At 31.5% G+C, this 26,331-nt stretch carries 27 protein-coding genes; 18 read left to right on the top strand and 9 right to left on the bottom strand.

Annotated elements, in window-relative coordinates:
- The 4 genes from Q0P94_RS07510 to Q0P94_RS07495 all read left to right on the top strand — a co-directional run.
- Window positions 1–266 (top strand): 30S ribosomal protein S24e (locus tag Q0P94_RS07510; RefSeq protein WP_295115289.1); only part of this gene is annotated, 266 nt, incomplete at its 5' end.
- A gap of 9 nt (window positions 267–275) precedes the next feature.
- Window positions 276–428 (top strand): 30S ribosomal protein S27ae, encoded by a 153-nt coding sequence (locus Q0P94_RS07505; protein WP_069575404.1) that lies wholly within the window; start codon window positions 276–278, stop codon window positions 426–428.
- Window positions 429–501: 73 nt separating this feature from the next.
- Window positions 502–1,923, top strand: coding sequence for an argininosuccinate lyase (argH, locus tag Q0P94_RS07500; RefSeq protein WP_295115287.1), 1,422 nt, complete (start codon window positions 502–504; stop codon window positions 1,921–1,923).
- A 45-nt stretch (window positions 1,924–1,968) separates the two neighbouring features.
- On the top strand, window positions 1,969–2,154 hold the full coding sequence (locus tag Q0P94_RS07495) for a hypothetical protein (protein ID WP_295115286.1): 186 nt from the start codon (window positions 1,969–1,971) through the stop codon (window positions 2,152–2,154).
- Between the two features lie 201 nt (window positions 2,155–2,355).
- Here the strand turns inward: Q0P94_RS07495 and Q0P94_RS07490 are convergent, their stop codons facing one another.
- The 3 genes from Q0P94_RS07490 to Q0P94_RS07480 are packed head-to-tail and all read right to left on the bottom strand — an operon-like array spanning window position 2,356 to window position 4,976.
- The gene (locus Q0P94_RS07490) at window positions 2,356–3,372 is read right to left on the bottom strand and encodes a 7-cyano-7-deazaguanine synthase (RefSeq protein WP_295115284.1); all 1,017 of its coding nucleotides are present in this window, start codon (window positions 3,370–3,372) and stop codon (window positions 2,356–2,358) included.
- Between the two features lie 6 nt (window positions 3,373–3,378).
- Entirely contained in the window at window positions 3,379–3,822 is a 444-nt protein-coding gene (locus Q0P94_RS07485) for a MarR family winged helix-turn-helix transcriptional regulator (protein ID WP_295115283.1), read from the bottom strand.
- Between the two features lie 2 nt (window positions 3,823–3,824).
- Window positions 3,825–4,976 carry an MFS transporter gene (locus Q0P94_RS07480; RefSeq protein WP_295115282.1) on the bottom strand — a complete coding sequence of 384 codons (1,152 nt, stop codon included), beginning with the start codon at window positions 4,974–4,976 and terminating at the stop codon, window positions 3,825–3,827.
- 99 nt (window positions 4,977–5,075) lie between these two features.
- Here Q0P94_RS07480 and Q0P94_RS07475 point away from each other — a divergent pair, with 99 nt between their 5' ends.
- The 7 genes from Q0P94_RS07475 (at window position 5,076) to Q0P94_RS07445 (ending at window position 12,612) form a co-directional block, all read left to right on the top strand.
- On the top strand, window positions 5,076–5,915 hold the full coding sequence (locus Q0P94_RS07475; RefSeq protein ID WP_295115281.1) for an aldo/keto reductase: 840 nt from the start codon (window positions 5,076–5,078) through the stop codon (window positions 5,913–5,915).
- 4 nt (window positions 5,916–5,919) lie between these two features.
- Window positions 5,920–6,774 (top strand): SDR family oxidoreductase, encoded by an 855-nt coding sequence (locus Q0P94_RS07470; protein ID WP_295115279.1) that lies wholly within the window; start codon window positions 5,920–5,922, stop codon window positions 6,772–6,774.
- Between the two features lie 70 nt (window positions 6,775–6,844).
- On the top strand, window positions 6,845–7,993 hold the full coding sequence (locus Q0P94_RS07465) for an aldo/keto reductase (RefSeq protein ID WP_295115278.1): 1,149 nt from the start codon (window positions 6,845–6,847) through the stop codon (window positions 7,991–7,993).
- A 9-nt stretch (window positions 7,994–8,002) separates the two neighbouring features.
- Window positions 8,003–8,860, top strand: coding sequence for an aldo/keto reductase (locus tag Q0P94_RS07460; protein ID WP_295115276.1), 858 nt, complete (start codon window positions 8,003–8,005; stop codon window positions 8,858–8,860).
- Window positions 8,861–8,957: 97 nt separating this feature from the next.
- Entirely contained in the window at window positions 8,958–10,244 is a 1,287-nt protein-coding gene (locus Q0P94_RS07455) for an O-acetylhomoserine aminocarboxypropyltransferase/cysteine synthase family protein (protein ID WP_295115274.1), read from the top strand.
- Window positions 10,245–10,683: 439 nt separating this feature from the next.
- Window positions 10,684–11,475 carry an FHA domain-containing protein gene (locus tag Q0P94_RS07450; protein WP_295115272.1) on the top strand — a complete coding sequence of 264 codons (792 nt, stop codon included), beginning with the start codon at window positions 10,684–10,686 and terminating at the stop codon, window positions 11,473–11,475.
- 27 nt (window positions 11,476–11,502) lie between these two features.
- Complete coding sequence (locus Q0P94_RS07445) at window positions 11,503–12,612, top strand: serine/threonine-protein kinase (protein ID WP_295115270.1); 1,110 nt, start codon at window positions 11,503–11,505, stop codon at window positions 12,610–12,612.
- Between the two features lie 24 nt (window positions 12,613–12,636).
- Here the strand turns inward: Q0P94_RS07445 and Q0P94_RS07440 are convergent, their stop codons facing one another.
- Window positions 12,637–14,382, bottom strand: coding sequence for a subtype A tannase (locus Q0P94_RS07440; protein ID WP_295115268.1), 1,746 nt, complete (start codon window positions 14,380–14,382; stop codon window positions 12,637–12,639).
- 89 nt (window positions 14,383–14,471) lie between these two features.
- Between Q0P94_RS07440 and Q0P94_RS07435 the strand changes: the two genes are divergently transcribed.
- Window positions 14,472–15,257 carry a hypothetical protein gene (locus tag Q0P94_RS07435; protein ID WP_295115266.1) on the top strand — a complete coding sequence of 262 codons (786 nt, stop codon included), beginning with the start codon at window positions 14,472–14,474 and terminating at the stop codon, window positions 15,255–15,257.
- Window positions 15,250–16,056 carry a hypothetical protein gene (locus Q0P94_RS07430; RefSeq protein ID WP_295115264.1) on the top strand — a complete coding sequence of 269 codons (807 nt, stop codon included), beginning with the start codon at window positions 15,250–15,252 and terminating at the stop codon, window positions 16,054–16,056. The genes Q0P94_RS07435 and Q0P94_RS07430 overlap by 8 nt, the downstream gene beginning before the upstream one ends.
- Here the strand turns inward: Q0P94_RS07430 and Q0P94_RS07425 are convergent.
- Genes Q0P94_RS07425 through Q0P94_RS07415 form a run of 3 tightly spaced genes read right to left on the bottom strand, consistent with a single transcriptional unit; the run spans window position 16,053 to window position 17,889 of the window.
- Window positions 16,053–16,460 carry a flavodoxin family protein gene (locus Q0P94_RS07425; RefSeq protein WP_295115262.1) on the bottom strand — a complete coding sequence of 136 codons (408 nt, stop codon included), beginning with the start codon at window positions 16,458–16,460 and terminating at the stop codon, window positions 16,053–16,055. The two genes, Q0P94_RS07430 and Q0P94_RS07425, sit on opposite strands and share 4 nt — an antisense overlap.
- Window positions 16,461–16,510: 50 nt before the next feature.
- Window positions 16,511–17,200, bottom strand: a complete 690-nt coding sequence (locus tag Q0P94_RS07420) for a metal-dependent hydrolase (RefSeq protein ID WP_295115260.1) — start codon at window positions 17,198–17,200, stop codon at window positions 16,511–16,513.
- Window positions 17,197–17,889 (bottom strand): DsbA family oxidoreductase, encoded by a 693-nt coding sequence (locus Q0P94_RS07415; RefSeq protein WP_295115258.1) that lies wholly within the window; start codon window positions 17,887–17,889, stop codon window positions 17,197–17,199. The genes Q0P94_RS07420 and Q0P94_RS07415 overlap by 4 nt, the downstream gene beginning before the upstream one ends.
- Window positions 17,890–17,968: 79 nt before the next feature.
- Here Q0P94_RS07415 and Q0P94_RS07410 point away from each other — a divergent pair, with 79 nt between their 5' ends.
- The 4 genes from Q0P94_RS07410 (at window position 17,969) to Q0P94_RS07395 (ending at window position 21,710) form a co-directional block, all read left to right on the top strand.
- Complete coding sequence (locus Q0P94_RS07410) at window positions 17,969–18,343, top strand: helix-turn-helix domain-containing protein (protein ID WP_295115256.1); 375 nt, start codon at window positions 17,969–17,971, stop codon at window positions 18,341–18,343.
- A 50-nt stretch (window positions 18,344–18,393) separates the two neighbouring features.
- Window positions 18,394–19,386 (top strand): tRNA-dihydrouridine synthase, encoded by a 993-nt coding sequence (locus Q0P94_RS07405; RefSeq protein WP_295115254.1) that lies wholly within the window; start codon window positions 18,394–18,396, stop codon window positions 19,384–19,386.
- A gap of 35 nt (window positions 19,387–19,421) precedes the next feature.
- Window positions 19,422–20,795, top strand: coding sequence for an MATE family efflux transporter (locus Q0P94_RS07400; protein ID WP_295115252.1), 1,374 nt, complete (start codon window positions 19,422–19,424; stop codon window positions 20,793–20,795).
- A 102-nt stretch (window positions 20,796–20,897) separates the two neighbouring features.
- Window positions 20,898–21,710 (top strand): tetratricopeptide repeat protein, encoded by an 813-nt coding sequence (locus Q0P94_RS07395; protein ID WP_295115250.1) that lies wholly within the window; start codon window positions 20,898–20,900, stop codon window positions 21,708–21,710.
- Here the strand turns inward: Q0P94_RS07395 and Q0P94_RS07390 are convergent.
- Window positions 21,707–23,512 (bottom strand): ABC transporter ATP-binding protein, encoded by a 1,806-nt coding sequence (locus Q0P94_RS07390; protein ID WP_295115248.1) that lies wholly within the window; start codon window positions 23,510–23,512, stop codon window positions 21,707–21,709. The two genes, Q0P94_RS07395 and Q0P94_RS07390, sit on opposite strands and share 4 nt — an antisense overlap.
- Window positions 23,509–25,194 (bottom strand): ABC transporter ATP-binding protein, encoded by a 1,686-nt coding sequence (locus Q0P94_RS07385; protein ID WP_295115246.1) that lies wholly within the window; start codon window positions 25,192–25,194, stop codon window positions 23,509–23,511. Before Q0P94_RS07385 ends, Q0P94_RS07390 begins: the two co-directional genes overlap by 4 nt.
- Before the next feature lie 258 nt (window positions 25,195–25,452).
- On the opposite strand from Q0P94_RS07385, the gene Q0P94_RS07380 reads away from it, so the two are divergent.
- Entirely contained in the window at window positions 25,453–26,310 is an 858-nt protein-coding gene (locus Q0P94_RS07380) for a DUF1002 domain-containing protein (protein WP_295115244.1), read from the top strand.
- Window positions 26,311–26,331 lie beyond the last annotated feature (21 nt).

Genomic DNA, 26,331 nt, shown 5'->3' with positions numbered 1-26,331 from the left:
AATTTTATGTTGATTATGATGGAGAAGCAACTCCTAAAGTATTAGACATTAAATCAAAATTAGTTGCTTTATTAAACACTAAAAAAGATTTAATTGTTGTAGATAATGTACAGCCACACTACGGTGAACCTAAAGCATTAGGTTATGCTAAAGTTTATGATACTGTTGATGATTTAAAATATATTGAAGCTCAACATGTAATTGCTAAAAATGAAGAACCTGAAGAAGAACCTGCTGAAGAAACTGAAGCAGATGAAGAAGAATAGGTGGTTTATATGGTAAAAAAATCTGATCTTTATAAAGTAGATGGAGACAAAATTGAAAGAAAAAACCCAATTTGTCCTCGTTGTGGTGAAGGTGTATTCATGGCTGACCATGGTGATAGATTCGCTTGTGGTAAATGCGGATACACTGAAATGAAAAAATAAGATTTTTTAATCTTTATTTCTTTTTTTTATACTTTATTTTTTTAAATTTTAATCATTTTAAGAAGGGATTTTTTTGGATAATATTAGAAATGGTCGTTTTAAGACTGGTATGACTGATGAAGCGGCTGAATACACTTCATCACTTGAATTTGATAAAATTATTTTTGAAGCTGATATTAAAACTAATTTTGCACACACTTCCATGTTAAAGCATGAAGGCATTGTCGATGAAGAAATTGCAGATAAGATTTTATGTGCTCTTGATGAACTTAAAGAAGAAGGATATTCTGCTTTAGTATTTGACCCTTCTGTTGAGGATGTGCATATGGCTATTGAAAATTATGTAACTTCTAAAATAGGTCCTGAAGCTGGGTTTATGCATACTGCTAAGTCACGTAATGATCAGGTTGCTACTGATATCAGATTGGTTCTAAGAGAAAAGATTTCAGAAATTCAAATTGGAATTTTGGAGTTTATGGAAGGATTAGTTGAAATGGCAGGGGAACATTTAAATGATGTTTTCATTGGTTTTACTCACTTGCAACATGCTCAACCAATTACAATAGCTCATCATTTAATGGCTCATGTTCAAGCACTCAAAAGGGATTATGAACGTTTGGATGATACATATAAACGTGTAAATTTAAATCCATTAGGTTCAGCAGCCATGGCTACTACTAGTTTTCCAATTAACAGGCAGTTAACAACCGATTTATTGGGTTTCGATGCTTATCTTGAAAACTCTATGGATGGAGTTTCTGCAAGAGATTTTATTTCTGAAACAGTATTTGACCTAGTTTCTTTATCTTCAACTTTAGCTAAAATATGTGAAGAGTTAGTACTGTGGAGTACCTATGAGTTTGGTGTTATTGAAATGGCGGATGAATACTCATCAACTTCTTCTATTATGCCTCAAAAGAAAAATCCTGATGTAGCAGAACTTGCAAGAGGTAAAACAAGTATAGCTACTGGTGAATTGATTACTATTTTAACAATTCTTAAAGCTATTCCATATACCTACAATAGGGATTTGCAGGAAATCACTCCTCATTTATGGAATGCGGTTCAAGTAACTCAGGATACATTATCTATAGTAACCAAAATGCTTTTATCTGTTGAATTCAAAACTGAAAGATGTGCTGAATTGGCAGGTAAAAATTTTGCAACAGCTACAGATTTAGCCGATATTATGGTTCGTGAAAAACAAATTCCATTTAGAACCGCACATAAAATTGTTGGAAGAATCGTTAATGAAGCTACTGCAAATGAAATGGCTGAAGAAGACATAACTTCTGCATTCATTGATGATATTGCTGTTGATTTAGGATTTGATAAGTTAGAATTAGCTGATGAGTTAATACAAAGAGCTTTAAATCCAGCTGAGAATGTTAAAATTAGATCTGTTCCAGGTGGACCTGCACCTGAAATGGTTGAATTGGCAAGGAATAATATTAAGGATTTCCTGAATGTTGAATTTGAAAAGCAAGGAATTTAATAATTCCTATTTTTTTCTCTTTTTTTAAAAAGTTAAAAGGTTAAAATGATGCATAAAATTTGTCCAAGATGTGGATCTAGAAATGTAAAATGGATTATTCCTCAGAATTGGTCTCAGTGGGTTTGTTATGACTGTGATTATACTGGTCCGATTATTGAGGGTAATGATGATTTAGCTGAAGAAATTCATGAAAATTATTTGGAATCATTAAATGACGATGGTTCTAAGTAATTATCTTTTTTTTATTGATTAAAGTAATAAAATGACAAGAATGGAAGCTGAGCTTTACTTATTGAATTTATTGAGGAACAATTTAATAAGTTTTCCATTCCTGTTAAATTATTACTAAAATCATGTCAATATAATCAATGATTATATCAACATGTATTGATATGTTTTTTAACATATATAAATTTTAGGTATACCTAAATATTATTTGTAGAAACTCCATATTAAATCGAGTGCCTCACCGGGCTCAAGAGCTCCTGAACGTGTTTCCCTTAGGATTCTTTGTATTGAAAACTTTTTCATGTATGGAAATTTTCTGTGTACTTCATATAGTAACGGACACCCGAATCCTTTGAAAGTCTTTAATTCATAGTTTTTGATTAAGGATTTTATCTCTTGTTTACCAACACTTAAACTTGCTGGAAGGTTCAATCGATATAATGAATCTTTTTGCATATTTATACATTGGCTGCCTGTTGCAAGCATATCGCCGAAAATAATTATTGGAATTTCATGATTTTTGGCATATTGTTTAACCAGTTCTCCAGTATTTTTCGAACATCTTCCGCAGGGGTGAAGTTTTCCTGTAAATGACTCTTCAATAACTTCAGAATAATCTGCATTAATGTATTCGTGCTTAATGTTAAGTGATTCTGTGATGAGTTTAATGTTATTTTTAAATTGTTTTGGAAGTATTATTGTTCCTGGATCGACTGTAACGGCTATTGGATTAAAACCTAATTTTTTTGCTAAAATTAATGAAAAACTGCTGTCTACACCTCCAGACAATGCTACAACAGCTTCTATATTTTCAGATTCTTCAAAGTGATTTTCATTAAAATATGTTTCAAAATTAAAACTGTAGATATTGTTGAGCTTGTTTTCGATTGTTTTTTCTAGATTTTTGAGGCCAATCAAATTCAAATTAACATTGTTGACAGTTTTTTTTGATAATTTCAATTTATATTCTTTGTTTAGAAAATCTCCATAGGATTCAACATGAATGCTTTCCAGTCCCAATTTTTCTCTGAGTTTTCCAACAACCCATCCTCCTTTTCCGATTATTGCTGATTTGTCTGGCCTGTCTTCTGTGATAATCCATAACTCATTAGTGTTTTTATTAAAATATATGCTTTCAATGAAAATATTCACTTTATCGTGTCCAATTTCATCTCTAATTTGATTAACTTCATTTAAAATGAATTCTTTTTTGTACATCATATCTAATTATGATTCAACTATCTTAAATAATAAACTTTTGAGAAGTTTGACTTCCTCATCACTGAGTTGGGATGTGACTTTTGTTTCCCATTCATTTATTAATTTGATTAGCTGATCTGTTTTTTTGATTCCTTTGTTTGTAAGTTCAACTATTTTTTTGCGTCTGTTTGTAGGGTCTTCACATCGTGTTATGTATCCGTAGTCTTCGAATTTCCTTAACAGTTTTGCAGTATAACCTTCGCTGACTTTAAATAATTCAACCAGTTCTTTTTGTGTTGTCTTGTCTGTAAATCTAATTCTTATTAGAAATTGTATTTCTGTGCGTTTTATTTCATTTTCTTCAAATTCTTCTTCAATGTATTTACTGTAATTGGCAATCATCTCTTCAACATAGTGATAGATGAATATATTGCTGTAATTTTCTTGTTTGAATTGTGATGGAAGTGACATTTTTAACCCTCAATATGATATTTTGTTGTTCTTGTAAATAAAAGTATTAAGTCGATAATCATTACAACTATTGCCGCAAGCATTACATATTGAACTCCCATTCCTGCAACAACCGCTCCAGCAATTGTGGTACCTAATGTTACACCGACGTTTCCCATGCTTAAAAATATACCATTTGCAAATTCCGGTGCTTCTGGTGCAGCGGAAACCATCCAATATTGGGAAATATCATTACCTATTCCCGCAAGCAATCCCCAAAGAATCATTAGGACAATAATTGCTATTTTTTCTCCTCTAAACATAAATATGCCAATCATTAAGATGGAAAAAATTATTGGAAAGGTTATGACTGTAATTTTTGTTCTGCTGTTAAGCAATTTTGCTCCAAGCCAATTCCCCACTATTGATGCAACTCCATAAATGAATAGCACTATACTTAATTCAGTTCCTAAAATATTTGTCATAGAATTTAAAAACTCGGAGATATATGAATATGCGGTATACATTCCACCATTTAAAAATATAACTCCAAATACAGAAATTATGAATACGCCGGTAGTTGCTACTTTAACTTGCTTTCCATAGGACTGTTCCTTTCCTGGAAGTGTAGGGAAAAAGATGATTGTTGCAATTAATGCGATAAAAGTCACTAGACTAAACCAAAGCATTGAAAATTGATATCCGAAGTTTGTTGCAACAAATGTTGTTATTGGAACTCCTATAATCATTCCTGCAGACACTCCCATTATGACCTTACTTACTGCATCATGTGCTTTTTCAGGAGCAACTATTTCTGCAGCTACTGTTAAAGCTAAACCGCAATATATTGGATGAAAGATTGCAGGTATTATTCTGCATATTAATGCAATATTAAAATCAGTTACGAATGCACCAACTGCTGAAAATATTGTAAAAACTGATAAAACTAGAATAAAACTTTTTTTACGGTCAAATTTAGAGAATACAAGTGGCATGAATATTCCGCAAATTGCTATTGTAAGTGCGAATAAACTTACGAATAATCCTGCCTGAGTTATATCTACATTAAAATATTGTGCAATTTGGGGTAGTATCCCAACTACTCCCATTTCAGTACTCAAAACTCCAAAAGTACCTAACATCATGATATAAATAATTAGATTTTCATTTTTCATATGATCACTTTAAATACTTTCATAAAATAACTCTTTCATTAGGAAAGATTTATATATAATCATTTACTATTTATTTTATATAAAACTTTAGGTGAAATCATGAAATATGTAAAACTCGCAAATGGTGTTGAAGTACCTCAACTGGGATTTGGTGTATTCCAAATACCTCCGCAAGAAACTAAAGAAGCTGTTAAAAAAGCAATTGAAGTTGGATACAGGCATTTTGATACTGCACAAGCTTATTTTAATGAAGAAGGTGTAGGTCAGGCTATTGCTGAAAGTGAAATTGACCGTGAAGAATTTTTCATAACAACAAAAGTATGGCACTCACATCATGGTTATGAAGAAACCAAAAATGCATGTGAAGAATCATTAAAGAAATTGCAAACTGATTATATTGATTTATATTTAATACATCAGAATATTGGGGATGTTTTCGGAACATGGAGGGCATTGGAAGAATTGTATGAAGAAGGAAAAGTTAAGGCTATTGGTGTATGCAATTTCACTGAAACCCGTTTCACAAATTTGGCCTTGCACAATAAAATCAAACCTATGGTAAATCAAATTGAAATTAATCCCTTTTTCCAACAGCAAGGCACAGAAGATTTCCATTCTAAATTTGGGACATTAATTGAATCATGGGGGCCATTGGCAGAAGGACGTAATGGTATATTCAAAAATCCGATTTTGGCAGAAATAGGTGAAAAGTATAATAAATCGGTGGCACAGGTAATTATAAGATGGATTATACAGAGGGGAATAATAGTATTTCCAAAATCTACAAAACAGGAAAGAATGGAAGAAAACTTTAATGTATTTGACTTTGAACTGACAGATGGAGATATGGAAAAAATTAAGGAGTTAGAGACAGGTGAGCCAATAGCATATATTGACACACCTCAATTTATAGAATCAATCTCACAATTTGGAGTGTAATGTCATGAATTTTGATTTAAATGACAATAAAGATGTAGTTGTACTTTTAGGTGCAGGAGATATGGGTTTAGCAATCATCAAAAGAATTTCAGCAGGTAAAAAAATATTGCTGGCTGACATTAATGAGGAGAAGCTAGTTTCACTTAAAAAAGAATTGACCTATTCTGGTTATGATGTGGAAACTCAAGTGACAAATGCAATGGATTTGGATTCAATCAAATCATTGGCTGAAAAAGCTGCTTCAATGGGTCCGGTAATGTATTTCATAGATACTGCAGGCGCATCTCCAAATCAAGCGTCTCCGGAACACATCATTAACTTGGATTTAATTGGAACATCATATGCAGTAGATGAATTTGGAAAAGTCATGGCAAGAGGTGGAGCAGGTTTGATAATTTCATCCATGACTGGTTATATGCTTTCACCACTTACATCTGAAGATGAAAACTTGCTTAGAATAACTCCGACTGATGAACTTAAAGATTTGGATTGTTTAAGTGAAGATGTAATTGTAAATTCTGGGGTGGCTTATGTTGTATCAAAAAGAGCAAATCAACTCAGAGTTCAATACGCATCAGCTGATTCTTGGGCAGAAAGGGGAGCTAGAATCAACACAATAAGTCCTGGAATTATTGTAACACCATTGGCTTATGATGAATTTGAAGCAAATGGTGAAGGATATCAGGCCATGATTGATGTTTGTGGTGCTAAAAGAGTTGGAACCTCTGATGAAATAGCATTTGCAAGTGAATTCTTACTTTCTGAAAAAGCCGGTTTCATTACTGGTATCGATTTGCTAATCGATGGAGGTACAATTGCAGCTATTCATAGTGGAAAAATGGATATTCAAATCCAATAATTTTTCCATTAACTTTTTTTATTTTTAAGTATAAACATTATTACATAATATTTTTTGGAGACTTATTTTTATGCAATATCGTGAATTAGGTAATACTGGTGTTAAAGTATCTGAAATTGCTTTTGGTGCTGAGTTTTTAGTTGAAAGGCCGTATGAAGATACAGAAGTTCTGATAAGGGCATGTGAAGAAAATGGAATTAACTTTGTGGACTGTTGGATGAGTGAACCGGATGTACGTTCACATTTGGGCAGAGCCATTAAGCCAAATCGTGACAATTGGGTAATTCAGGGTCACATCGGTGCAACCTGGCAAAACAATCAATATGTTAGAACCCGTGAAATGGATAAGGTTATACCGGCATTTGAAGATTTTATGGAAAGATTTCAAATAGATACTTTAGATTTCGGAATGATTCACTATGTTGACCAGTTAGATGACTATAATGAAATAATGGATGGTCCATTCATTGATTATGTACGTAAGTTAAAAGAGGAAGGAACAATTGCTCATATTGGATTAAGTACCCACAATCCTGAAATCGGTTTATTGGCTGCCAAAAATCCTGAAATTGAATTGCTGATGTTTTCAATCAATCCTGCATATGATATGTTCGGTACAATGGATGATATTGAGGAATACAGAAAGGAGGATTCATATGTTGATTCCTTATCAAGTTTAAATCCAATAAGGGCTGAAATATATGAATTATGTGAAAAAAATGGTACTGCATTAACAGTAATGAAAGGATTCGCTGGAGGTAATTTACTTTCTGATGAAACATCTCCTTTTGGAGTGGCTTTAACACCAATTCAATGCATCCATTATTGTTTGGAACAAAAAGGTGTTTCAAGTATTTTTGTTGGTGTAAAAACAGTTGATGAACTGATGGAATCCTTGAAATATTGTGAAGCCAGCGATGTCGAAAAAGATTATGTAGAAGTATTAAACAACGCTCCAAAACATTCGTTTGAAGGCCAATGTACCTATTGCGGCCATTGTGCGCCATGTAGTTCTCAAATAGATATTGCTATGGTGAACAAGTTATTTGATCTTGCAAAAAATCATGATGAAGTGCCTGTGGGTGTGCAGGAACATTACAATAACCTAAAATATAATGCTAGTGAATGCATTGCATGCGGAGACTGCGAACCGAGATGTCCATTCAATGTTCATATTGTTGATGTCATGCTTGATGCACAGGATTTGTTTGGTTTTTAGGTGGAAAAAATGCAATATCTAACATTAAACAATGGCGTTATAATGCCGGTATTGGGATTTGGAGTTTGTCAAATCCCACCTGAAAAAACTAAACAAGCGGTACTTGATGCAATTGATGTGGGATACAGATTAATTGACACTGCTCAAAGCTATTTAAATGAATCCGAAGTTGGTCAAGCCATTGCTGAATGTGGAGTTCCACGTGAAGAGCTATTCATTACAACTAAAGTGTGGATTGAAAATTACAGTTATGATAAGTGTAGAACATCCGTTTTGCAATCTCTTGAGAAATTGGAATTGGATTATATAGATTTGGTATTATTGCATCAGCCATTTTCCGATTATTATGGTGCTTACAGAGCTTTGGAAGATTTATATGAAGAAGGCCTGATAAGAGCTATAGGTGTATCTAACTTTTTACCGGACAGATTAACAGATATCTGTTTTTTTGAACGTAAAGTAATTCCTGCCGTTAACCAAGTTGAAGCAAATCCATTTAATGCGCAATATGTCGCACAAGCCAATATGGAGAAAAATGGAGTTCAAATGGCAGCATGGGCACCGTTTGGTGAAGGCAGACAGGGAATGTTCACCAATGAAACTTTAGTCAAAATTGGCGAAAAACAAGGTAAAACCTCTGCTCAGGTAATTTTAAGATGGCTTATTGACAGAAGTATTGTAGTGTTGTGTAAAACCACTCATAAGGAAAGAATGGCTGAAAACATTGATGTATTTGATTTCGCCCTTGATGAAGATGACATGCTTGATATAATGAAATTAGACCGGGCAGAAAGTCTGTTTTTTGACTATAGAAATCCAGAGACCGTTGAACGGTTCGATGAAATGGTTGAAATTAGAAAAATTTAACAAAAAGCAGATAAAAAAAGAATAGAAACTGTAATTCATTCCAGTGTCTTTTCACTAAATTTATTATGTTATTTTTACAAATATTTATATGATTATTATGGCGTATGAAATTAAAAACAAAAAAAATATATCTACAATTGGTGTGCATGCCGGTCAGGAAGAAGTTGATGAGACCGGTTCAAGAGTTACACCAATTTATCAAACCACTTCTTATGTATTTGACTCACCTGAGCAAGCTGCAAACAGATTTGCACTTACAGAAGGTGGAAACATTTATACCCGACTTACAAATCCTACAACTGAAGTTTTTGAAAAAAGGATGGCTGCAATTGAAGGAGGTACTGCAGCATATGCAACTGCTACAGGAATGTCAGCTATTTTTTATGCAATTATTAATTTAACTAAAGTAGGAGATAATATTGTATCTGCTGATAATTTATATGGTGGAACATATGAACTGTTTGAAAATACTTTAGAAGAATTGGGAAGAACAGTAACTTTTGTTGACTCCCAATCTCCTGAAGAGTTTGAAGCTGCAATTGATGATAAGACAAAAGCTATTTATGTTGAATCAATTGGAAATCCTAAATTGGATATTCCGGACTTTGATAGGTTGGCAGAAATTGCTCATTCTCATGATATTCCATTAATTGCTGATAATACGGTGGGTATTGGTTCTGTTAGGCCATTTGACCATGGGGCAGATATTATTACGTCCTCTGCAACTAAATATATAGGTGGACATGGTACCACTCTTGGTGGAATAGTTATCGAAAAAGGAGATTTTGATTGGATGAACGGAAAGTTCCCAACATTATCTGAACCCGATGCAACTTATAATGGATTAATATTTGGAGAAACTTTCAAAGGTTCAGCTTTCACAACAAGAATCAGGACTGTAATCGGAAGGGATACAGGTGCTGTTCCTTCTCCATTCGGATCTTTCTTACTTATGCAGGGCCTTGAAACTTTAGGTCTTAGAATTGAAAGACATGCTTCCAATGCAATGGCTGTTGCAAAACACTTGGAAGCTCATCCTAAAGTGGCTTGGGTAACATATTCAGGTTTGGAATCATCTCCAAATCATGAAGTGGCTAAAAAATATGCCGAAAAAGGTTATGGGGGAATTGTTTCATTTGGTCTTAAAGCAGGATATGATGGCGCTTTGAAATTCATTGAAAATGTGGAATTAATTTCATTTTTAGCAAATATTGGCGATGCCAAATCATTAGTAACCCATCCGGCATCAACTACTCATTCTCAATTATCTGAAGAACAACAATTGTCTACTGGGGTAACTCCTGATTTGATTAGATTTTCAGTAGGTATTGAAGATATTGAGGATATTTTGGCTGATGTCGACCAAGCTTTAGATAAAATTTAATTTTTATCCATTTTCTATTTTTTTACATAAAGTAATTTTTTTATTTAACTTAAATATACTTTTTAACAAATATTTGAATGCAATATATTTTATTGTAATTTGAATGCATTTAATGGTTATGTTGTTAATTTGTTATTATTTCAGTAATCTAATTCAAAATATCAAAGTTCATTATTTTTAACACATGACTATTGTTTGCATTCCTTTTGATTAAAGCGATTGCTTTATATCACTTATATATTAAAATTTATAAAAAAATTAATTGTAATCGGTTTATACATTGTTTTCTTAATGTATAAATTTCTTATTAAACATTAACTGATTTAATAGTTAATTTTTTAATCGTAATGTAGTTATTTTGAAAAAATAAGGCAAAATGTTTATTTTCATTTATTATTTTCTTGATGATGTGTGTTACATAAGCCCGTGGAGTTAGAATATGGATGATTTAAACCAAGAATTTAAAACGGAAATTTTAAGGGATAATGAATGTAAAATTTTATCTTCTAAATTAGCTGCAATTAATAATGATGTTAGATTTTCTATTTTAAAGATTTTGAGAGATTATGATAAAGTTAAAAGCAATAAATCTAAATCACCGTTATATTCTCGTGAAATAAATTTTTTATTAACTGGATATAATATTAATATCACTCCTCAAATGTTGGGTCAACATTTAAAAATTCTGGTTGAATCTGGAATTTTGGGGGAAGTCATTGTTAAAAAAGAGATTCCTAACAAAGTGGGAAAACGTAATGTAAAGGCGTATATTTTAAAAGAAGATGCATTTGAAGACCTTTTTTTAGATATTAATTTTTTCAGTGATGAACTGCTTTCTTTTTTTGAATTATATGAAATTAATAAAAAATTCAATAATAGGAAATGCTGCACTCTAACTGTTTTTAATGGTAAAGATAAAGGAAAAACTTATAAGATTAATCGTAATGAGTGTGCGGTTATTGGAAGAAAAGGAAATGATGATTTACGTAAAATCAACAATCGTAAAATTGTTTTGGATAACAGTTATAATACAGTTTCAAATATTCTAAAACCTCATTTAAAATTATTCTATGAGGATGGGGACTGGTATATATTTGATGAAGCCAGTTCAAATGGAACATTTATAGGAGATAATCCAGTTCCATCAAGCATTAAAACAAAATTAAAGAATAATTCTTTTCTCAAGTTATCTAATGGGAAAGGTGGAGTAGTATTCTATTGTTCATTTTAATAATACCTTATTATATTCAGTGATTTTATGGAACTTGAAGACAGGGGAAATATTGTAAATGAAATATTTCACGGAAAATATGTATTTGAAGAATTATTGGGCTCAAGTTCTTTTTCTGAAATTTATCTTATAAGGCATGTATTTTTAGATGATTTAAGAGTGTTAAAAATAATTAAAAAACATTTAAATTCTGATTTTAATTTAATTTTATCGGAAGCGAAAACGGCTTGCAAATTAAAGCATGAAAATATTATTGATATTTATGATGCGGGAATTGTTCCTGCTGGTGTTGATGAGAAGTATGGATTTGTTTATTTTGTTATGGAATATATTCCTGGTGGGGATTTGAGTAAATATATTGTTTCTTTTGTAAATTCAAATATGTTAATACCCATCTACTGGACATTATATTTGATAAAACACATTTCTTTAGCTTTAAGTTTTATGCATTTGTCCAATCCTCCGATAGTTCATGGAGACATAAAGGCGAGTAATATCCTATTGAGTTTTAACTCTCAGGATAGGATTGTTGTCAAATTATCAGATTTCGGATTTTCAAGACAAATTAATTCTAATTTTGCTGATTTTGGCATTGTGGGAACACGTCAGTTTATGGCTCCAGAATGCTTTAGAAATGAATTCTATCCTTCAACTGATATTTATGCATTAGGGGTTATTTTTTATATTTTATTAACGAATCATTTTCCTTATGATATAAATAAATTTAGCATGGTGGAAATAAGTGAAGGCAAGCCCTGGAGAATGCCTTTGATGCCTCCAAGTAGTTATAATGATAAAATATCCTCAAAATTGGATAATATTGTCATGAAATGTTTGGATATTAATTATAAAGATAGATTTTTGGACGCAAATGAACTTTTAGATGTGATTGAAAAATTCATTGACAGTTATTATCTTGATAAGGAAAGTTATATAATCAATAATACTGTTAAAAAAGCTTTCAGATTGGCGTTATATGAAAATAATTTGGATGAGGCAATTGATATCCTTAAAGATTCGGATATGGTAACAATTTTGGAAGAGGTTATTTCATTAGATAGTATTGAAGATTTATCTTTTTCAAAAACTGTTCATGTAGAAAGTTTGTCTGAGATTATGAAAAATAAAAAAAAATAAAAAGGAAGAAATATTATGATTTCTTCAGTTTGAACATTTGTTAACCCAATTGATGAAATTGGTTGTTGAATCGCCTGTTCTTTCAGCCTGTTCATGTCCCTGCTCCCAAACTGTTGAAAATTCAACATTATCTTTTCCAACTTTATTTAAAACAGCTAAATAAAGATTAACATCAACACATTGTGATGTGTGACCCTGTTCAATACCAATATTTATTCTCCAGTATTTTGCAACATCAGATGTGCCTGATCCGTTATAATAATCGCATAGGTAATACATTGGATTGTACATGTTTACACGTGTTTGCATTGAATTATTTTGACTATCCTTTTTAGTCAAATCATTAACATATTCAGTTGCAAATTGGGATGAGAAATCACTAAATTTGGAGTATTTTTTGCTGTTATTTTTAAGTAAACTTGCTGTTGTTGGATTAAAGTGTGAAGAGCTATTTCCATCAATGCCAAATAATTTATTTTCCGCTTGGGAACGGTTCAAATTATCAAATGCTGTAACAGGTTTTGAAGGGGATTTGCAATGTTTTACAAATGCTTCCAAACTTTTAATTTTAGCAGTGTTTGTTTTTGAATCGTATTCAATCCATGTGTCATTACTATTTAATGAATCTATATAATCTTTAGCAGTTTTATAAGTGGTACTTTTTGATTCAGCGGATTTTGTATTTCCTGTTGGTACTTCTCCACTCGGCGCTCCTTCTGATGAATTTTCATCCATTTCTCCTTGTGATTGGGTATATGGGAATGTGGTGTCATTTAAGAAATTATTTAAAGATTCTTCAGTAACGATTAACATATAGTCATAATAGGAACCTGCGGCATAAACTCCGGAATCACTTTCTTTAAGTGTCAATGTGTTTCCATTCGGATCTTTAAGTCCTAATTTGTTAATATATTTGGCGTATTCTGTTGCCATATCTTTACTTAATTCAGATGTAAATGTTCCATTAGGCCTCATATATTGCCCCATATTCCATTCATAAGCTTCATCAGCTGTATCTAAATTTGTAATAGGGCACCAGCACATGGAACCTGCAATTGCATTGGATAATGTATTTCCATCTTTCGAAACCATTGCAGCTCCTATGCTTTCCAGATATTTGTTGTAAAGTTCACTGTTTCCGCTAGCTCCCATTAGTGCGGATTGTGCACCTCCTCCACTATGGCCGAAAGTAAATATTTTTTCATTGTCTCCAGGCAGGACATCACCATTGAATCTGTAATATGTTACTGCAGATTTTAAGTCAGTAACTCCATCAGGTGCTTCTGCATTATCTCTTCCTCTACAACCTGCATTTAAATAGACAAATCCTGCATCAGTGTAATTTTTTACTTTTTTAGCATTGTAACTAACAGGTGCTTTACATGATGAATAACCAGGTGTATTTACAGGCATTACGATTGGTGCAGATTTTGCTGAATAATTTCCTACTTTATTGTTTTCATTTAATTTACATGTATATGTTCCATTTGTGTTTTTTGTTCCATCAAAATATTTTCCGGGCACATAAATTCCACAGGATTCGTATTTTGTATCTTCGGGATTCATACAGTATATGAGTCCAATTTGATAGTAAATATCGTTTGTTTTATCATAATTCCAGTTATTCATATTAATTTCTAATTTTTCAGTTAATGCTGATGCATTATATGAAGGACCTTCACTTGAGGATGCATTTTTTTCAAATAATGTAAATAATCCTGCAATGCATATTAATATAACAACGGCTATTATGATATAATTGATTTTCATATGTTCACCAATATATAATAAATTTTACAGAGTATATAAATGATAATGGTTAATAACAATTAAAGATATAAATTAATATGGTGAATTATTTGGATATTATTGGTCAGAGTATTTTGCAAATGGTAATTGAAATCGCTGTTTTCTTAATTTTGGTTGTTATTTGTTCATTTATTCAGAAAAAAATAAAAAATAGTTCTAACAGGTTTTTAAATCCTACTGAGTTTTTGCCTCAGGATGAAATCCACACATTAAAGCAGGTTTTCTATTTAATTTTGATGGCATGTTTTTTTATAAATGTTCTGTATTCATTAATTTTCACGGGATCTGAAATTTTTTATTTTGCAATTTATGATATTTTTATTTCATTAGTTGCGGTTCTTTTATTAGATAAAACTTCTTTAAAAAATACGGTTTTGGTTTTCTTTTTAGTTCCTTATGGGGCTTTGACTTATTTGATATTTGGTACAGCTCTTGTTAGTATTCTTGATTTGATTCATATTCCTATTTTCATATACCTAATTAAATTTGCATATGATAAATTCAGAGAATATACACAAAATAATGGTTTGGGTTATACAATAATTTTATTGTTTTCTATTATTTTCATTAGTTTTTTCATAACTCAAGTTGTTGAAAAAGTAAATCCTTTAGATTCACTTGTCATGGTCTCTAATGCGTTTACTAGTAACGGTTATTCAGTTTTAGGTCATTCTATTCCAGGTAAAATTAACAGCCTCTTTCTGGTTTGGGGAGGATATATTATTTCCGGAGCTGCTACTGCCGGTTTGACTGCAGCAATTTTACTAAGATATTTCAATACCAGAATTAAAAAATTGGAAAAAATAATTAAAGAGGGGGCTGAAAATAATGAATGAACTTGAATTTAATATACTATTTATCATTTTACAATTTTTTCTGGGTATTTTAATTTTTTCAATTTTGGGTTATGTTACCAAGTATATTGTTCCTAAATTAAAAAATAGTTCTCTTTTAAAAAATTCCAGAATTTTCAATCTTAAAGAATACTTCCCTGATGAAGAAATTCCTGAATTGATGCAATTATTTTATCTGGCAATGATTATCGTCTTTTCTGTTAATATGTTATATATACTAATTTCATGGGGTCCTGAAACAATAAACATTGCATTTATAGATATTATTGTTTCACTTTATCTTGCAATTAAAATTGAACCTAATTCATTTAAAAATAAATTGTTGTTATTTTTATTAATTCCGTTCGGTTCCATTAATTTCATAATATTTGGAGGAATGTCTTGGATTGGTCTGATTGATTTGGTGCATGCTCCAATATTTTTATATTTCATTAAAATGTACTTTGAAAAGGTTATGAAATATTCTGAGACTAATGGTTTCGGAATATCTATATTCTTATTATTTTCAATAGTATTCATTAGTTTTATAGTTACTATGATTGTTGAGAAGGTTTCTCCTTTAAATTCTTTGGTTATGGTTTCCAATGCATTTACCAGTAATGGTTATGCAGTTTTAGGTTCATCTGGTTGGGGAAAAATCAATTCATTATTTTTGGTTTGGAGCGGATTTTTTTTATCAGGCATAGCTACTGCAACTTTGACGGTTGCCATTGTAATGAAACATGTCAATAAGGAATTTGATAATTTGGAAAGTTTGGTCAAAAAGAATAAGAAAAATTAGTTAATTATTCTTTTTGCAAATTCCTGGGCATTTTTCAAATCGGTTTCATCAGGATGTCCTCTGTGAACAAATTTGAATGCACCTCTGCAGTGAAACTCATTGTCACTCATTTTCAATCCTTTCGCTTCAACTTGTTTTTTTACTTGTTTGTAAGTTGACTCGATTAAAGCTGCTGATGAGAAATTAACGACCTGTCCTACATTAACATTAATGTTTTCAATGAATGTTTTTACTTTTGCATCAATTCCAGCAGCATAAACTGCACTTCCTAAAAATAGAATGTCGACATCTTCGGTTAGTGGTTCATCAACAGTCTTTGCTTCAACATTTATTGCACTTCCAATTGCTTCAGCTAATTTTTTTGTATTTCCAGTTTTTGTGTAGTATCTGATAGCTATTTTCATTCAAACACATCCTTTTAGATAAGTTTATTTTAATTGATTATAAAGTTTTGTTAAAATTCGCATGTTTCTAAAACATTTGGAATTAATGTTTGACAATTTGTAACTAATTTTTTAAATTCTTCTGGATTTTGTGCAATTGATGGAAATGAGTTGTAATGCATTGGAATAACAATTTTTGGATTTATCCAACTTGCTGCAATGGAGGCCTCTTTCAAATCCATTGTAAAAATATTTCCGATAGGCAATATTGCAATGTCCGGCCTGTAGACTTCTCCAATTACAAATTTCATGTCTGAGAATAATCCGGTATCTCCGGCATGGAATACTTTTATATCGTTGTCAAATGTTATTAAAAAGCTTCCAGGATTTCCAGCATATTTTGTATCAATTTCAAAATCAAATGTGGATGAATGTTTGGCTTCAAGCATTCGAATTTCAACATCTTCTATTTTAACATATGCTCCGTAATTCAATCCGATTGCATTTATTCCTTTTCTTTGAAGGTAAATTGAAATTTCGTAGTTAGCTATTACAATGGCATTTGGATTGTTTCTAGCTATTTCAATAGTGTCTCCAAAATGGTCTGCGTGTCCATGGGTTATGCATATGACATCTGGATGCATATCGCAAATTTTCAGGGGACAGGCAGGATTTGCTTGTATGAATGGGTCAATCAGTATATTTAATCCATTTTTTGAAATAAGTTCAAATGCGGAATGTCCCAACCATTTAAGTTTCATATTCTGCATACTCCATCGGCACAGTTGTCAACATCTTTTTCATCATCCACTTCATTTTCTGCAATAATCTGAGTCAAGACACTTTTAAAATCTTCATAGGATAATGCTCCTGGAATGGAATATTTATTATCAAGTAAATAAAACGGCACCGCATGAATTCCTCCTGAAAGTGCGATACCCTCATCCGCTTCTACCTGTGTATTGAATAATTCGCTGTTTAACACATCATTCATTTCCTTTTCATTTAATCCTGCCTGTAATCCGACTTCAAGCAATACCTCCTTGTCGGCTAATTTCAGATTTTTAACAAAATATGCATCAAATAACAAATTTGCTAATTTTTCAACAATCTGAGGATTATTTTTACTTTGGGCTAATTTCATTAGTCTGTGAGCATCTCTTGTGTTAGTATAAAGTGTTGTGTCATATTTAAAGTTAATTCCTTCATTAATGCCTAATTGGGAAATTTGATTTACTTGTTTTTCAGCATCTTCCAGAGATAATCCGTACTTCATTGAAAATCTTTCAACAGTGGTGGATTCAACATCTTTTGGCGCATTTTGATCAAGTTCGAAAGCACGAACGTCAAAATCAACATCCAAATCTAAATCCTTGATGGCTCTTTTTAATCGTGTATTTCCAATATAACAGTATGGGCAAGCAAAGTCGCTCCAATATGTAATTTTCATAATTATTACCTCAAAGAAATATTTAAAATAGTTGATTAATAAATAGATAAGTAATTATTGAATTACTTAAACTGATAATATGGTTGAGAATAATATTTGTCCGATTGGAAATACCCTTGATGTATTTAATCGAAAATGGATTTTTTGCATAATGTCCAATATTTTTAATGGTAAAACTCATTTCAATGAATTCAAGCAGATGAATCCAACTATCAGTAATCATGTTTTAGCTCAAACTCTTAAGTATATGGAAGAACAGGATTTGGTTATTAAAACGGTTGTAGATGAAGTTCACAATAAAACTGAATATTTGTTAACTGAAAAAGGTTTAAAAACAAATAAAATATTATATGAGATAACTGATTATTTTTTTAATGAATTAGATAATTCTCGAAGTGATGATGAAATTAATAAACTTTTAGAGGAATATCGTCAGGTTTACGGTATCAAGTAAGTTTAAAATTACTTATTTCTTTTTATACTATTTTTTACTAATTATTTTTTATGAAAGATATATTTGATAAATGTAAATTTGGAGATTTGACACTTAATAGCCGAATTGTTCGGACTGGTTTATGGGAATCTCAACAGGATGACTTGGATGCAATATATAACAGGTATGAAAAAATTGCTTCTAGCGGAGTTGGATTAATTACATCTGAGTTATATTCAATTTATCTGAAAGATAAATTCACTGAACATTCATTTAAAATGAGCAATCCTAATTTTATGATAAAGGCAAGAAAGGTGGCTGAAATAACTCATAGTTATGATGTCCCGATTTTAGGGCAAGTTGAGTTTATCAAGTTCAATAGAGGAATAGATCTTGATATTGCCGTGAATGATTTAACTGTTGATGATATTAGAAAAATCCAATCGGATATGATTTTAGCAGCTCAAAGATTGCAGGTGGTAGGTTTTGACGGCATACAGTTATCTATTGGAAATAATTTTTTCTTATCCAAATTTATAAATTCCTACTATAATCAAAGGGATGATGATTATGGTGGAAGTGTGTTTAATCGTATGAGATTGGTTTTAGAGTTAGTTAAGGTTATGAAGGACAATCTTGATTTGCATATTTCAGTTAAAATAAATACATTTGATGAGAGAAAGGATGGGTTTGACTCAAAAGAAAGTCTTGAAGCATGTAAATTACTTGAAAAAGTTGGTGTGGATTCAATTCAGGTAACAAGACCATTATCTCCATTGTATTTTACAAAAAAATTATCTGGCGAAGGTGAATTGATTGATTACACTACTCAATTAATTGATTCTGTTGATGTTCCGGTTATTGTTGGAGGGGGATTCAATGATATGTTGCACATGAATGAGTTGCTGAATAACACAAATATTGAGTTCATGTCTATGTATAGGCCATTTGTCTCACAAGGAGACTTTTTAAAAGATTGGAAATGCAATAGTGAAGGCAAATCAAGATGTTTGATGTGCAATAACTGTTATCGAACCAAAACCAGTACTTGCTATCATTATTAATATTTATATATTTTGCTTTTTAAAAAATATGATTAATGCAATCCGGTCAAAATGTTGAATTACCTATGGGCAATCCTAGAAAAGCTATTAATAAATTGGCTTTTCCAACAATTTTATCTCTGTTTTTAATGTTTTTGAACAATCTGATTGATGGATTTTGGGTTTCAGGTATCAATGCAGATGCTCTTGCAGCATTAGGGTTCATTTCACCATTGTATCTGGTCATCATTGGTATGGGCAATGGAGTTGGGGCTGGTGCAAATTCACTGATTTCAAGATATCTTGGTGCCGAAAGAATTCATGATGCAAATAATGCTGTTATACACTCAATAATTTTAACAGTTGTTGTATCAATTATAATTTTAATTATAGGTATTTTCTTTTTAGATGATTTGATTATTCTTTTAGGTGCTAATGATGTTAAGACATATTGCTTGGGCTATGGTCAAATTATATTTTTGCTCAATATTGTATTCCTCCTACCTAATGTAACTGCAAGCATTTTTAGAACTGAGGGAAATGTGGCAAGGGCAACAATTCCTTTGATGATGACTTCTGTTTTAAACATGATTTTGGATCCTATTTTTATATATTCATTAAATTTAGGCATTTTTGGAGCGGGTTTTGCTACAGTAATTGCGTCATTGATAGGATATCTGTGGATGATATACTGGATTTTTATAAAAAGGGATACATTCTTTAAATATGATTTCAAGTATTACAAAAGAAAACTAAATATTTATAAAGAAATTCTTGTAGTTTCACTTCCTGCCGCAACAGAGGAAATAATATTTTCTTTAGTTGTGATAATCCTTAATTATCTGATTATTTTAACTGCAGGAGTTAGTGAAGTTGCATCATTTACAATTGCCTGGAGATTCATTTCTATTGCATTTCTTCCATGCATGGCAATTGGGATTGCTACAATAACAGTTTCAGGAGTTTCATATGGTGCGGGCAATTGGAAAAATTTTGATGAAACTATAAAATATTCGACTGTACTTGGACTGGTCATCACAATTTTTATTTGTTTGATGTTTTTTGTTTTTGCATATCCTCTTTGTGAGATATTCAATTTTCAATCACGGGATTTGGGATTGGTTTTGAGGTCTGCTGAAATATTGCAATTGTTTGTGTTTTATAATGTATTAATTCCTTTAGGGGCCACTGCAGCATATGCCTATCAAGGTGTTGGTTCCGGATTTAAGTCTTTATCCTTGACAATTTTAAGGGAACTGATTTTAAGCATGTTTTTTGCATTTTTATTTGGTATTATATTGGATATGGGTGTTTTTGGAGTTTATATGGGAGCTATTATTGGAATGAATATAGGTTCTATTATAGGTTTTGCCTTCATTTGGATGTTTAATCTGAAATTTAAAAGGCGGTGTGAAGTGCATAAAGATTAATTTAGGTTTAAATTTGCATCTTTTAATCATTTCAATAAATAGAAATATTTTTATAGGCATATTTTTATAACTTTATTCAATAAGATTTTGTAGGTGTTTTTCATGAAAAAACAATCAGATGAATGGGAAGATATTGAAGTTAATGAAAGAAGCACAGATAAGGTGCACTTCGAGTCTCCATTAATCCAATCAATTTCAGATAGAATTGACTTTTTAAGGGATGAAGCTAAAGAGATTTTAGAAGATTTGGACACAGAACAAGTCAGACAGCAAATTGATGAAATAGATTTAGATGAATTAGGTGAAGATGCTAGAGGTCAAATTTCAGATATAGTTGATGATTTTTCACAGTACAAATCAAAAATAATAAATTCAGATGATTTGCCTGAATTCGTAAGGGATTACTCTATTGATGCTAAAAGGGCATTGAACAGGGATGCAGATTATGTGAGAAGAGCACAAAGAAAATTGGATAGGCTTGACTCAGATGAATTAGTTGATGTATATAAGACCAATATTAGAGTTATCGAGCTATGTGACAAGGCAATCAAGGTCAATAAGTCAAATGCTGATGCATATTATATAAAAGGTTTAGCTTTAATTAATTTGGATAAATACTCTGAAGCTATTGAAGAATTTGTTAGCTCATTGGCTATTGATGATGATAACAAAGCTTGGATAGCTATTGGAAATGCAAATGCTTTAAATGGCGACTATGAAGATGCACTTGGAATTTATGATTTAGTATTGGAAAGGGATGAATGTTCATTTGATGCAATTAAGGGTAAGGCATTGACTTACTATGCATCTGGAGATTACAAAAAAGCTGATGATGAATTTAAAAAAGCCGATAAAGTCGGATATCTGGGCGGTGTATCTAAAGAAATATGGGATGAATGTTTAGAAAACATTTAACTTATATTTTCTTCCAGCTGTGAATTTAAGGTATGGTAGTAATATCCTTTAAGGGCAAGCAATTCTTCGTGACTGCCTTGCTCAATTATTTTACCATTTTCAATCACAATTATCTTATCAGCATTTCTAATTGTTGAAAGTCTGTGGGCTATAATGAAACTGGTTTTTCCTTCCATTAATTTGTCCATTGCTTTTTGAATTAATTTTTCTGTTCTTGTATCAACACTGGAAGTTGCTTCATCCAAAATCAAAACCTCTTTTTTAGACAGAATGGTTCTTGCTATTGTCAATAATTGTTTTTGCCCATGTGAGATATTGTCTGTATCTTCATTCAATTCGCTTTCATAACCTTCTGGCAATTGTCTTATGAAATTATCAGCATAAACTTGGCTTGATGCGTCAATTACTTCATCATCTGTTGCATCTAAGTTTCCATAGCGAACATTATTTGAAATTGTATCTGAAAACAGCCAGGAATCCTGCAGCACCATTCCAATTAGTGACCTCAAACTGTTTTTATCATACTCTTCGATGTCTATATTGTCTATTTTTATCGATCCTGAGTCAATGTCATAAAATCTCATGAGCAACTTGACGATTGTAGTTTTCCCGGCTCCGGTTTCACCAATGATAGCTATTTTTTCACCTTTTTTAACGTTGAATGTTAAATTTTTAATGATTTTTTCATTAGGCATATATCCAAAACTGACATTTTCAAAGCTTATTCCCTCTTTGATTTCGGTTATGCTTTTGTCACATGGATTTTCCTCATCTTCAAATTCTAAAAATTCAAAGATACGTTCGCTTGCAGCCATTGCTGTTTGAATTTGATTCATTACTCTTGTAATCTGTTGTATAGGTCTGTTGAAGCTTTGAGTATATTGGAAGAATGCTAAGATATCTCCAACTGCAATCACTTTTTGCAAAACGTATATTGCACCAAGAACCGCAACGACAACATATGTGAAGTTTGAAATGAAATTCATAAGGGGACCGTTAAGACTGGAATAAAATTGGGATTTCCATTCCTGTGAAAACCAATTTTCGTTGTCGCTTTCGAATTTGTCCATTGAAATGTCTTCCTGATTGAATGCACGTATGATGTCATGGCCTGTAAATGTTTCTTCAATCTGAGCGTTAAGGGAACCTTTAAAGACTAGTTGTTTTAAGAAATATCTTTGAGAGTATTTTGTCATGAATCTTATTAGCAGAAATGCTATTGGAACAAGAATGACTGTTGCCAATGTCATCCAAATATTTATGAACATCATCATTATGAATACTCCGATAAGAGTGATGACTGCTGTTGTCAATTGAATAAATGATTGTGTAATTCCGTTTTGAAGGGAATCCACATCATTTGTGATTCTTGATAAAATGTCTCCTCTTTTGTTTTCTTCAACCTTGTCCATTGGAAGGTGCAGGATTTTATCCATTAATCTTTCCCTTAAATCATAGCTGATTTTTGTTGTAACCTCGACTAGAAATATACTTTGTAAATATGAAAATAATGAGCTTATAACATAAAGAATACTCACAATAATCAATAGATGGATTAATGTACCAAAATCAATGGAACCTGTATGGTTCATAAGTTTAGTGATTCCGTCAAATATTGTGGTTGTAGCTTGACCAATGAGGAGTGGTGCAATGATAGTGAATGCAGTCGAAATAATGGCGCAAACGACGGTCAGTACTAATTTGAACTTATGTTCCTTCAGCAGACTTAAAATATTTTTTATTGCTTTCTTATTATCCACAGGTTTTTCTGGAGGTCTTCTTTTCAGGGGTCTTGGACTCATGATATTGCCTCCATATTGTTTATTTGAATATTGGCTATTTCCTTGTAAATATCACAGCTTTCCAGCAGTTGATCATGTGTTCCTCTGTCAATTATTTCTCCTTTATCGATTACAAGTATTTCATCAGCATCCATTATTGTTGAAATCCTTTGCGATACTATTAAAATGGATGAGTCTTTTAATTTCATCAAATTACTTTTAATTTTTCGCTCGGTGTTCATATCAAGTGCTGAAAAGCAATCGTCAAACAAATAGAATTCATGTTTGTTTATAATGGCTCGGGCAATTGATAAACGTTGTTTTTGCCCGCCTGAAAAATTAGACCCTCCCTGTGTAACCTCTTCTGAAAGATTTTCAACAAAATCAACCTGTGCAATTTTTAGGGCATTTTCAATTTCATCATCGCTTGCATCGTTTTTTCCGATTTTCATATTTGATTTGACATCGCCCTGGAATAATATTGCTTTTTGTGGAGTAAATGAAATTTTTTCCCTTAAACTTTTTAAATTATAGTTTTTAATGTTTTTTCCATCAATTAGTATTTCACCGGAGGTTGGGTCCTGAAGACGAGGAATCAAATTAAGAATTGTTGATTTTCCGCTTCCGGTTCCTCCAATGATTGCGGTGATTTTACCGGGTTTTAAGCTAAAATTAATATCTTTTAGAGTTTCTTTTTCACTTCCAGGGTATTTGTATGATACATTTTTAAATTCTATTGTTGGATTGGAGGATATGTCTGTAAGTTCTCCATCTATGATTGTTATTTCAGTATTTAGGACTTCACTTATACGCCTTCCTGAAACGAGAATTCTTGGAAGCATTATGAAAAATCCTCCTATCATTAAAAATGATGTTACGATTTGTGTAGCATATTGGATAAATGCTATGATGTCGCCGGTCAAAATCCCACTGTTTATAGCATCATATGCTCCAAAATAAAGAATTAGAACTATCATTAAATTCATAATCAATGTCATCAAAGGAAGCATGATTAGAATTGTCTTAAATACATAGATGTTTACATCGTAAAATTCTTTATTGACTTTTCTGAATTTATATTCTTCAAAATCCTGCCTTACAAATGCTTTGATGACAGGTATTCCGATTAGGATTTCTCTTGCTGTTTTATTTATTTTATCGATTATCTCTTGTGTTATTCTAAAGTAAGGAAGAACCCTAACAATAACAATCACTAAAAGCAATATTACTGCAATGAAATTTACAATAATAATCCAAGATAAGTTTGTTTGAAGTTCAAATACCTTGATGATACTTCCAATTCCTAAAAGTGGAGCAAATATTAATGTTGTAAATATAAATCCTAAAACACCTTGAATCTGGTTTACATCATTTGTGGTTCGTGTAATTAATGAAGAACGTGAAATTTCATTCAGTTCATGATTTGAAAACTTTAAAACTTTTTTATATATGATTTTTCGTAAGTCCTTGGCATATCCTGATGAAACTTTGCTTGAAAAGTAGGACACTCCAACTGTTGCAACAGCAGAAATGGCAACCATTATAATCATCATAATTCCAGTATCTATTATAAATTGAAAATTAGTATTTTGAATACCGATGTTAACAATATCTGCGGTGTATAGGGGCAATGTTAAATCGCAGTAGACCTGAATCAATAGAAACAGAAAGATGAAAATGATTTGGGGTATCTTGTTTTTCATCGGGGAGATTAATTTTTTCATTGGTAAATATTTTAATTTTTATATTAATAAATATTGCATGAACTTTGGAGGATGTATTTTTTAAATTTCAAATTTTCCGAACATTTGAACAATTTTTAAAATATTAATTTATATCACTGTATATTTTTTACAGATTTTTTTATATCTTAATTTTTATTAAATAATTTCTAAAAACTATAACATTTAAATATTACTTCGACAAAGTTAAATTAGGAATTTTAAAAGAGGTGAAAATTAATGCGCAAAATTTCTATTGCTATATTAGCTTTAATCGTTGTCGGTATGTTAATCCCAGCAGGATTTTCAGCTGATTCAAATGTTGTGATAACTTATGGTGAGACAACTTATGGAAATTCAAATTATAAATCAATTGTCGACAGCTTTTTTGCAGGTCAATCAAATATTGATATAAATAATGCTGGTTCAAAAATCATTACTGCAGATCAAGTCAATAAGATTTCCAGTTCAATCACCGGAAAATCATATGACTCCAGTCAAATACTTTCATCTGCTTTAGTTAATTTAAATGACAATGACAATCTTCAGGTAAGTGTGGATAAATCCAAAATTACTACAATTACTGGTGATATGTACATTTCAGCTTTAAAATCAGCAGGAATCACTAAAGGGCATGTGTATGTTACAAGTCCAGTTGAGGCTACTGGTGAATCTGCTCTTGCGGGTATAATGAACTCTTATGAAGAAGTAACTGATGTTGAAATTCCAGAAACTGTTAAAGAAGCAGCAAATGAGGAAATTTACACTCAAGCAGAAATTGTAAATAATTCAAATGTTAATGCTGATGATTTGTCAAAATTAGTTAATGATGTAAAAGAACAAGTGTCACGGAATAATGTAACTGACCATAATAATATTGTAAATATAATTAATAATCAAGTTCAAAATAATAACATTAACATAACTAATACTGATATTGAAAACCTTGCAAACTCTATTGAACAAGTCCAAAATGTTCAAGGAGATGTAAATTACTATAAGGAACAAGTTTCAGGTATTTTTAATGAAACTGGCAGTAATGGTTTTTCACTAGATGCAGTTATTGATTGGGTTAAATCTTTCGTTGCAGGGATTTAAACTCTTTTTCTTTTTTTGTAC

It is taken from the genome of uncultured Methanobrevibacter sp., from assembly GCF_946184425.1.
Taxonomy (GTDB): domain Archaea; phylum Methanobacteriota; class Methanobacteria; order Methanobacteriales; family Methanobacteriaceae; genus Methanocatella.
Note: the sequence above shows the minus strand (reverse complement) of the source record. Positions and strands in the feature narration are given on the sequence as shown.

What these genes read in the sequence shown, in the direction of transcription:
- Q0P94_RS07505 (WP_069575404.1), top strand. Translation starts at nt 276, where the DNA reads ATGGTAAAAAAATCTGATCTTTATAAAGTAGATGGAGACAAAATTGAA.
- Q0P94_RS07495 (WP_295115286.1), top strand. Translation starts at nt 1,969, where the DNA reads ATGATGCATAAAATTTGTCCAAGATGTGGATCTAGAAATGTAAAATGG.
- Q0P94_RS07490 (WP_295115284.1), bottom strand. Translation starts at nt 3,372, where the DNA reads ATGATGTACAAAAAAGAATTCATTTTAAATGAAGTTAATCAAATTAGA.
- Q0P94_RS07485 (WP_295115283.1), bottom strand. Translation starts at nt 3,822, where the DNA reads ATGTCACTTCCATCACAATTCAAACAAGAAAATTACAGCAATATATTC.
- Q0P94_RS07480 (WP_295115282.1), bottom strand. Translation starts at nt 4,976, where the DNA reads ATGAAAAATGAAAATCTAATTATTTATATCATGATGTTAGGTACTTTT.
- Q0P94_RS07475 (WP_295115281.1), top strand. Translation starts at nt 5,076, where the DNA reads ATGAAATATGTAAAACTCGCAAATGGTGTTGAAGTACCTCAACTGGGA.
- Q0P94_RS07470 (WP_295115279.1), top strand. Translation starts at nt 5,920, where the DNA reads ATGAATTTTGATTTAAATGACAATAAAGATGTAGTTGTACTTTTAGGT.
- Q0P94_RS07465 (WP_295115278.1), top strand. Translation starts at nt 6,845, where the DNA reads ATGCAATATCGTGAATTAGGTAATACTGGTGTTAAAGTATCTGAAATT.
- Q0P94_RS07460 (WP_295115276.1), top strand. Translation starts at nt 8,003, where the DNA reads ATGCAATATCTAACATTAAACAATGGCGTTATAATGCCGGTATTGGGA.
- Q0P94_RS07455 (WP_295115274.1), top strand. Translation starts at nt 8,958, where the DNA reads ATGGCGTATGAAATTAAAAACAAAAAAAATATATCTACAATTGGTGTG.
- Q0P94_RS07450 (WP_295115272.1), top strand. Translation starts at nt 10,684, where the DNA reads ATGGATGATTTAAACCAAGAATTTAAAACGGAAATTTTAAGGGATAAT.
- Q0P94_RS07445 (WP_295115270.1), top strand. Translation starts at nt 11,503, where the DNA reads ATGGAACTTGAAGACAGGGGAAATATTGTAAATGAAATATTTCACGGA.
- Q0P94_RS07440 (WP_295115268.1), bottom strand. Translation starts at nt 14,382, where the DNA reads ATGAAAATCAATTATATCATAATAGCCGTTGTTATATTAATATGCATT.
- Q0P94_RS07430 (WP_295115264.1), top strand. Translation starts at nt 15,250, where the DNA reads ATGAATGAACTTGAATTTAATATACTATTTATCATTTTACAATTTTTT.
- Q0P94_RS07425 (WP_295115262.1), bottom strand. Translation starts at nt 16,460, where the DNA reads ATGAAAATAGCTATCAGATACTACACAAAAACTGGAAATACAAAAAAA.
- Q0P94_RS07420 (WP_295115260.1), bottom strand. Translation starts at nt 17,200, where the DNA reads ATGAAACTTAAATGGTTGGGACATTCCGCATTTGAACTTATTTCAAAA.
- Q0P94_RS07415 (WP_295115258.1), bottom strand. Translation starts at nt 17,889, where the DNA reads ATGAAAATTACATATTGGAGCGACTTTGCTTGCCCATACTGTTATATT.
- Q0P94_RS07410 (WP_295115256.1), top strand. Translation starts at nt 17,969, where the DNA reads ATGGTTGAGAATAATATTTGTCCGATTGGAAATACCCTTGATGTATTT.
- Q0P94_RS07405 (WP_295115254.1), top strand. Translation starts at nt 18,394, where the DNA reads ATGAAAGATATATTTGATAAATGTAAATTTGGAGATTTGACACTTAAT.
- Q0P94_RS07400 (WP_295115252.1), top strand. Translation starts at nt 19,422, where the DNA reads ATGCAATCCGGTCAAAATGTTGAATTACCTATGGGCAATCCTAGAAAA.
- Q0P94_RS07395 (WP_295115250.1), top strand. Translation starts at nt 20,898, where the DNA reads ATGAAAAAACAATCAGATGAATGGGAAGATATTGAAGTTAATGAAAGA.
- Q0P94_RS07390 (WP_295115248.1), bottom strand. Translation starts at nt 23,512, where the DNA reads ATGAGTCCAAGACCCCTGAAAAGAAGACCTCCAGAAAAACCTGTGGAT.
- Q0P94_RS07385 (WP_295115246.1), bottom strand. Translation starts at nt 25,194, where the DNA reads ATGAAAAACAAGATACCCCAAATCATTTTCATCTTTCTGTTTCTATTG.
- Q0P94_RS07380 (WP_295115244.1), top strand. Translation starts at nt 25,453, where the DNA reads ATGCGCAAAATTTCTATTGCTATATTAGCTTTAATCGTTGTCGGTATG.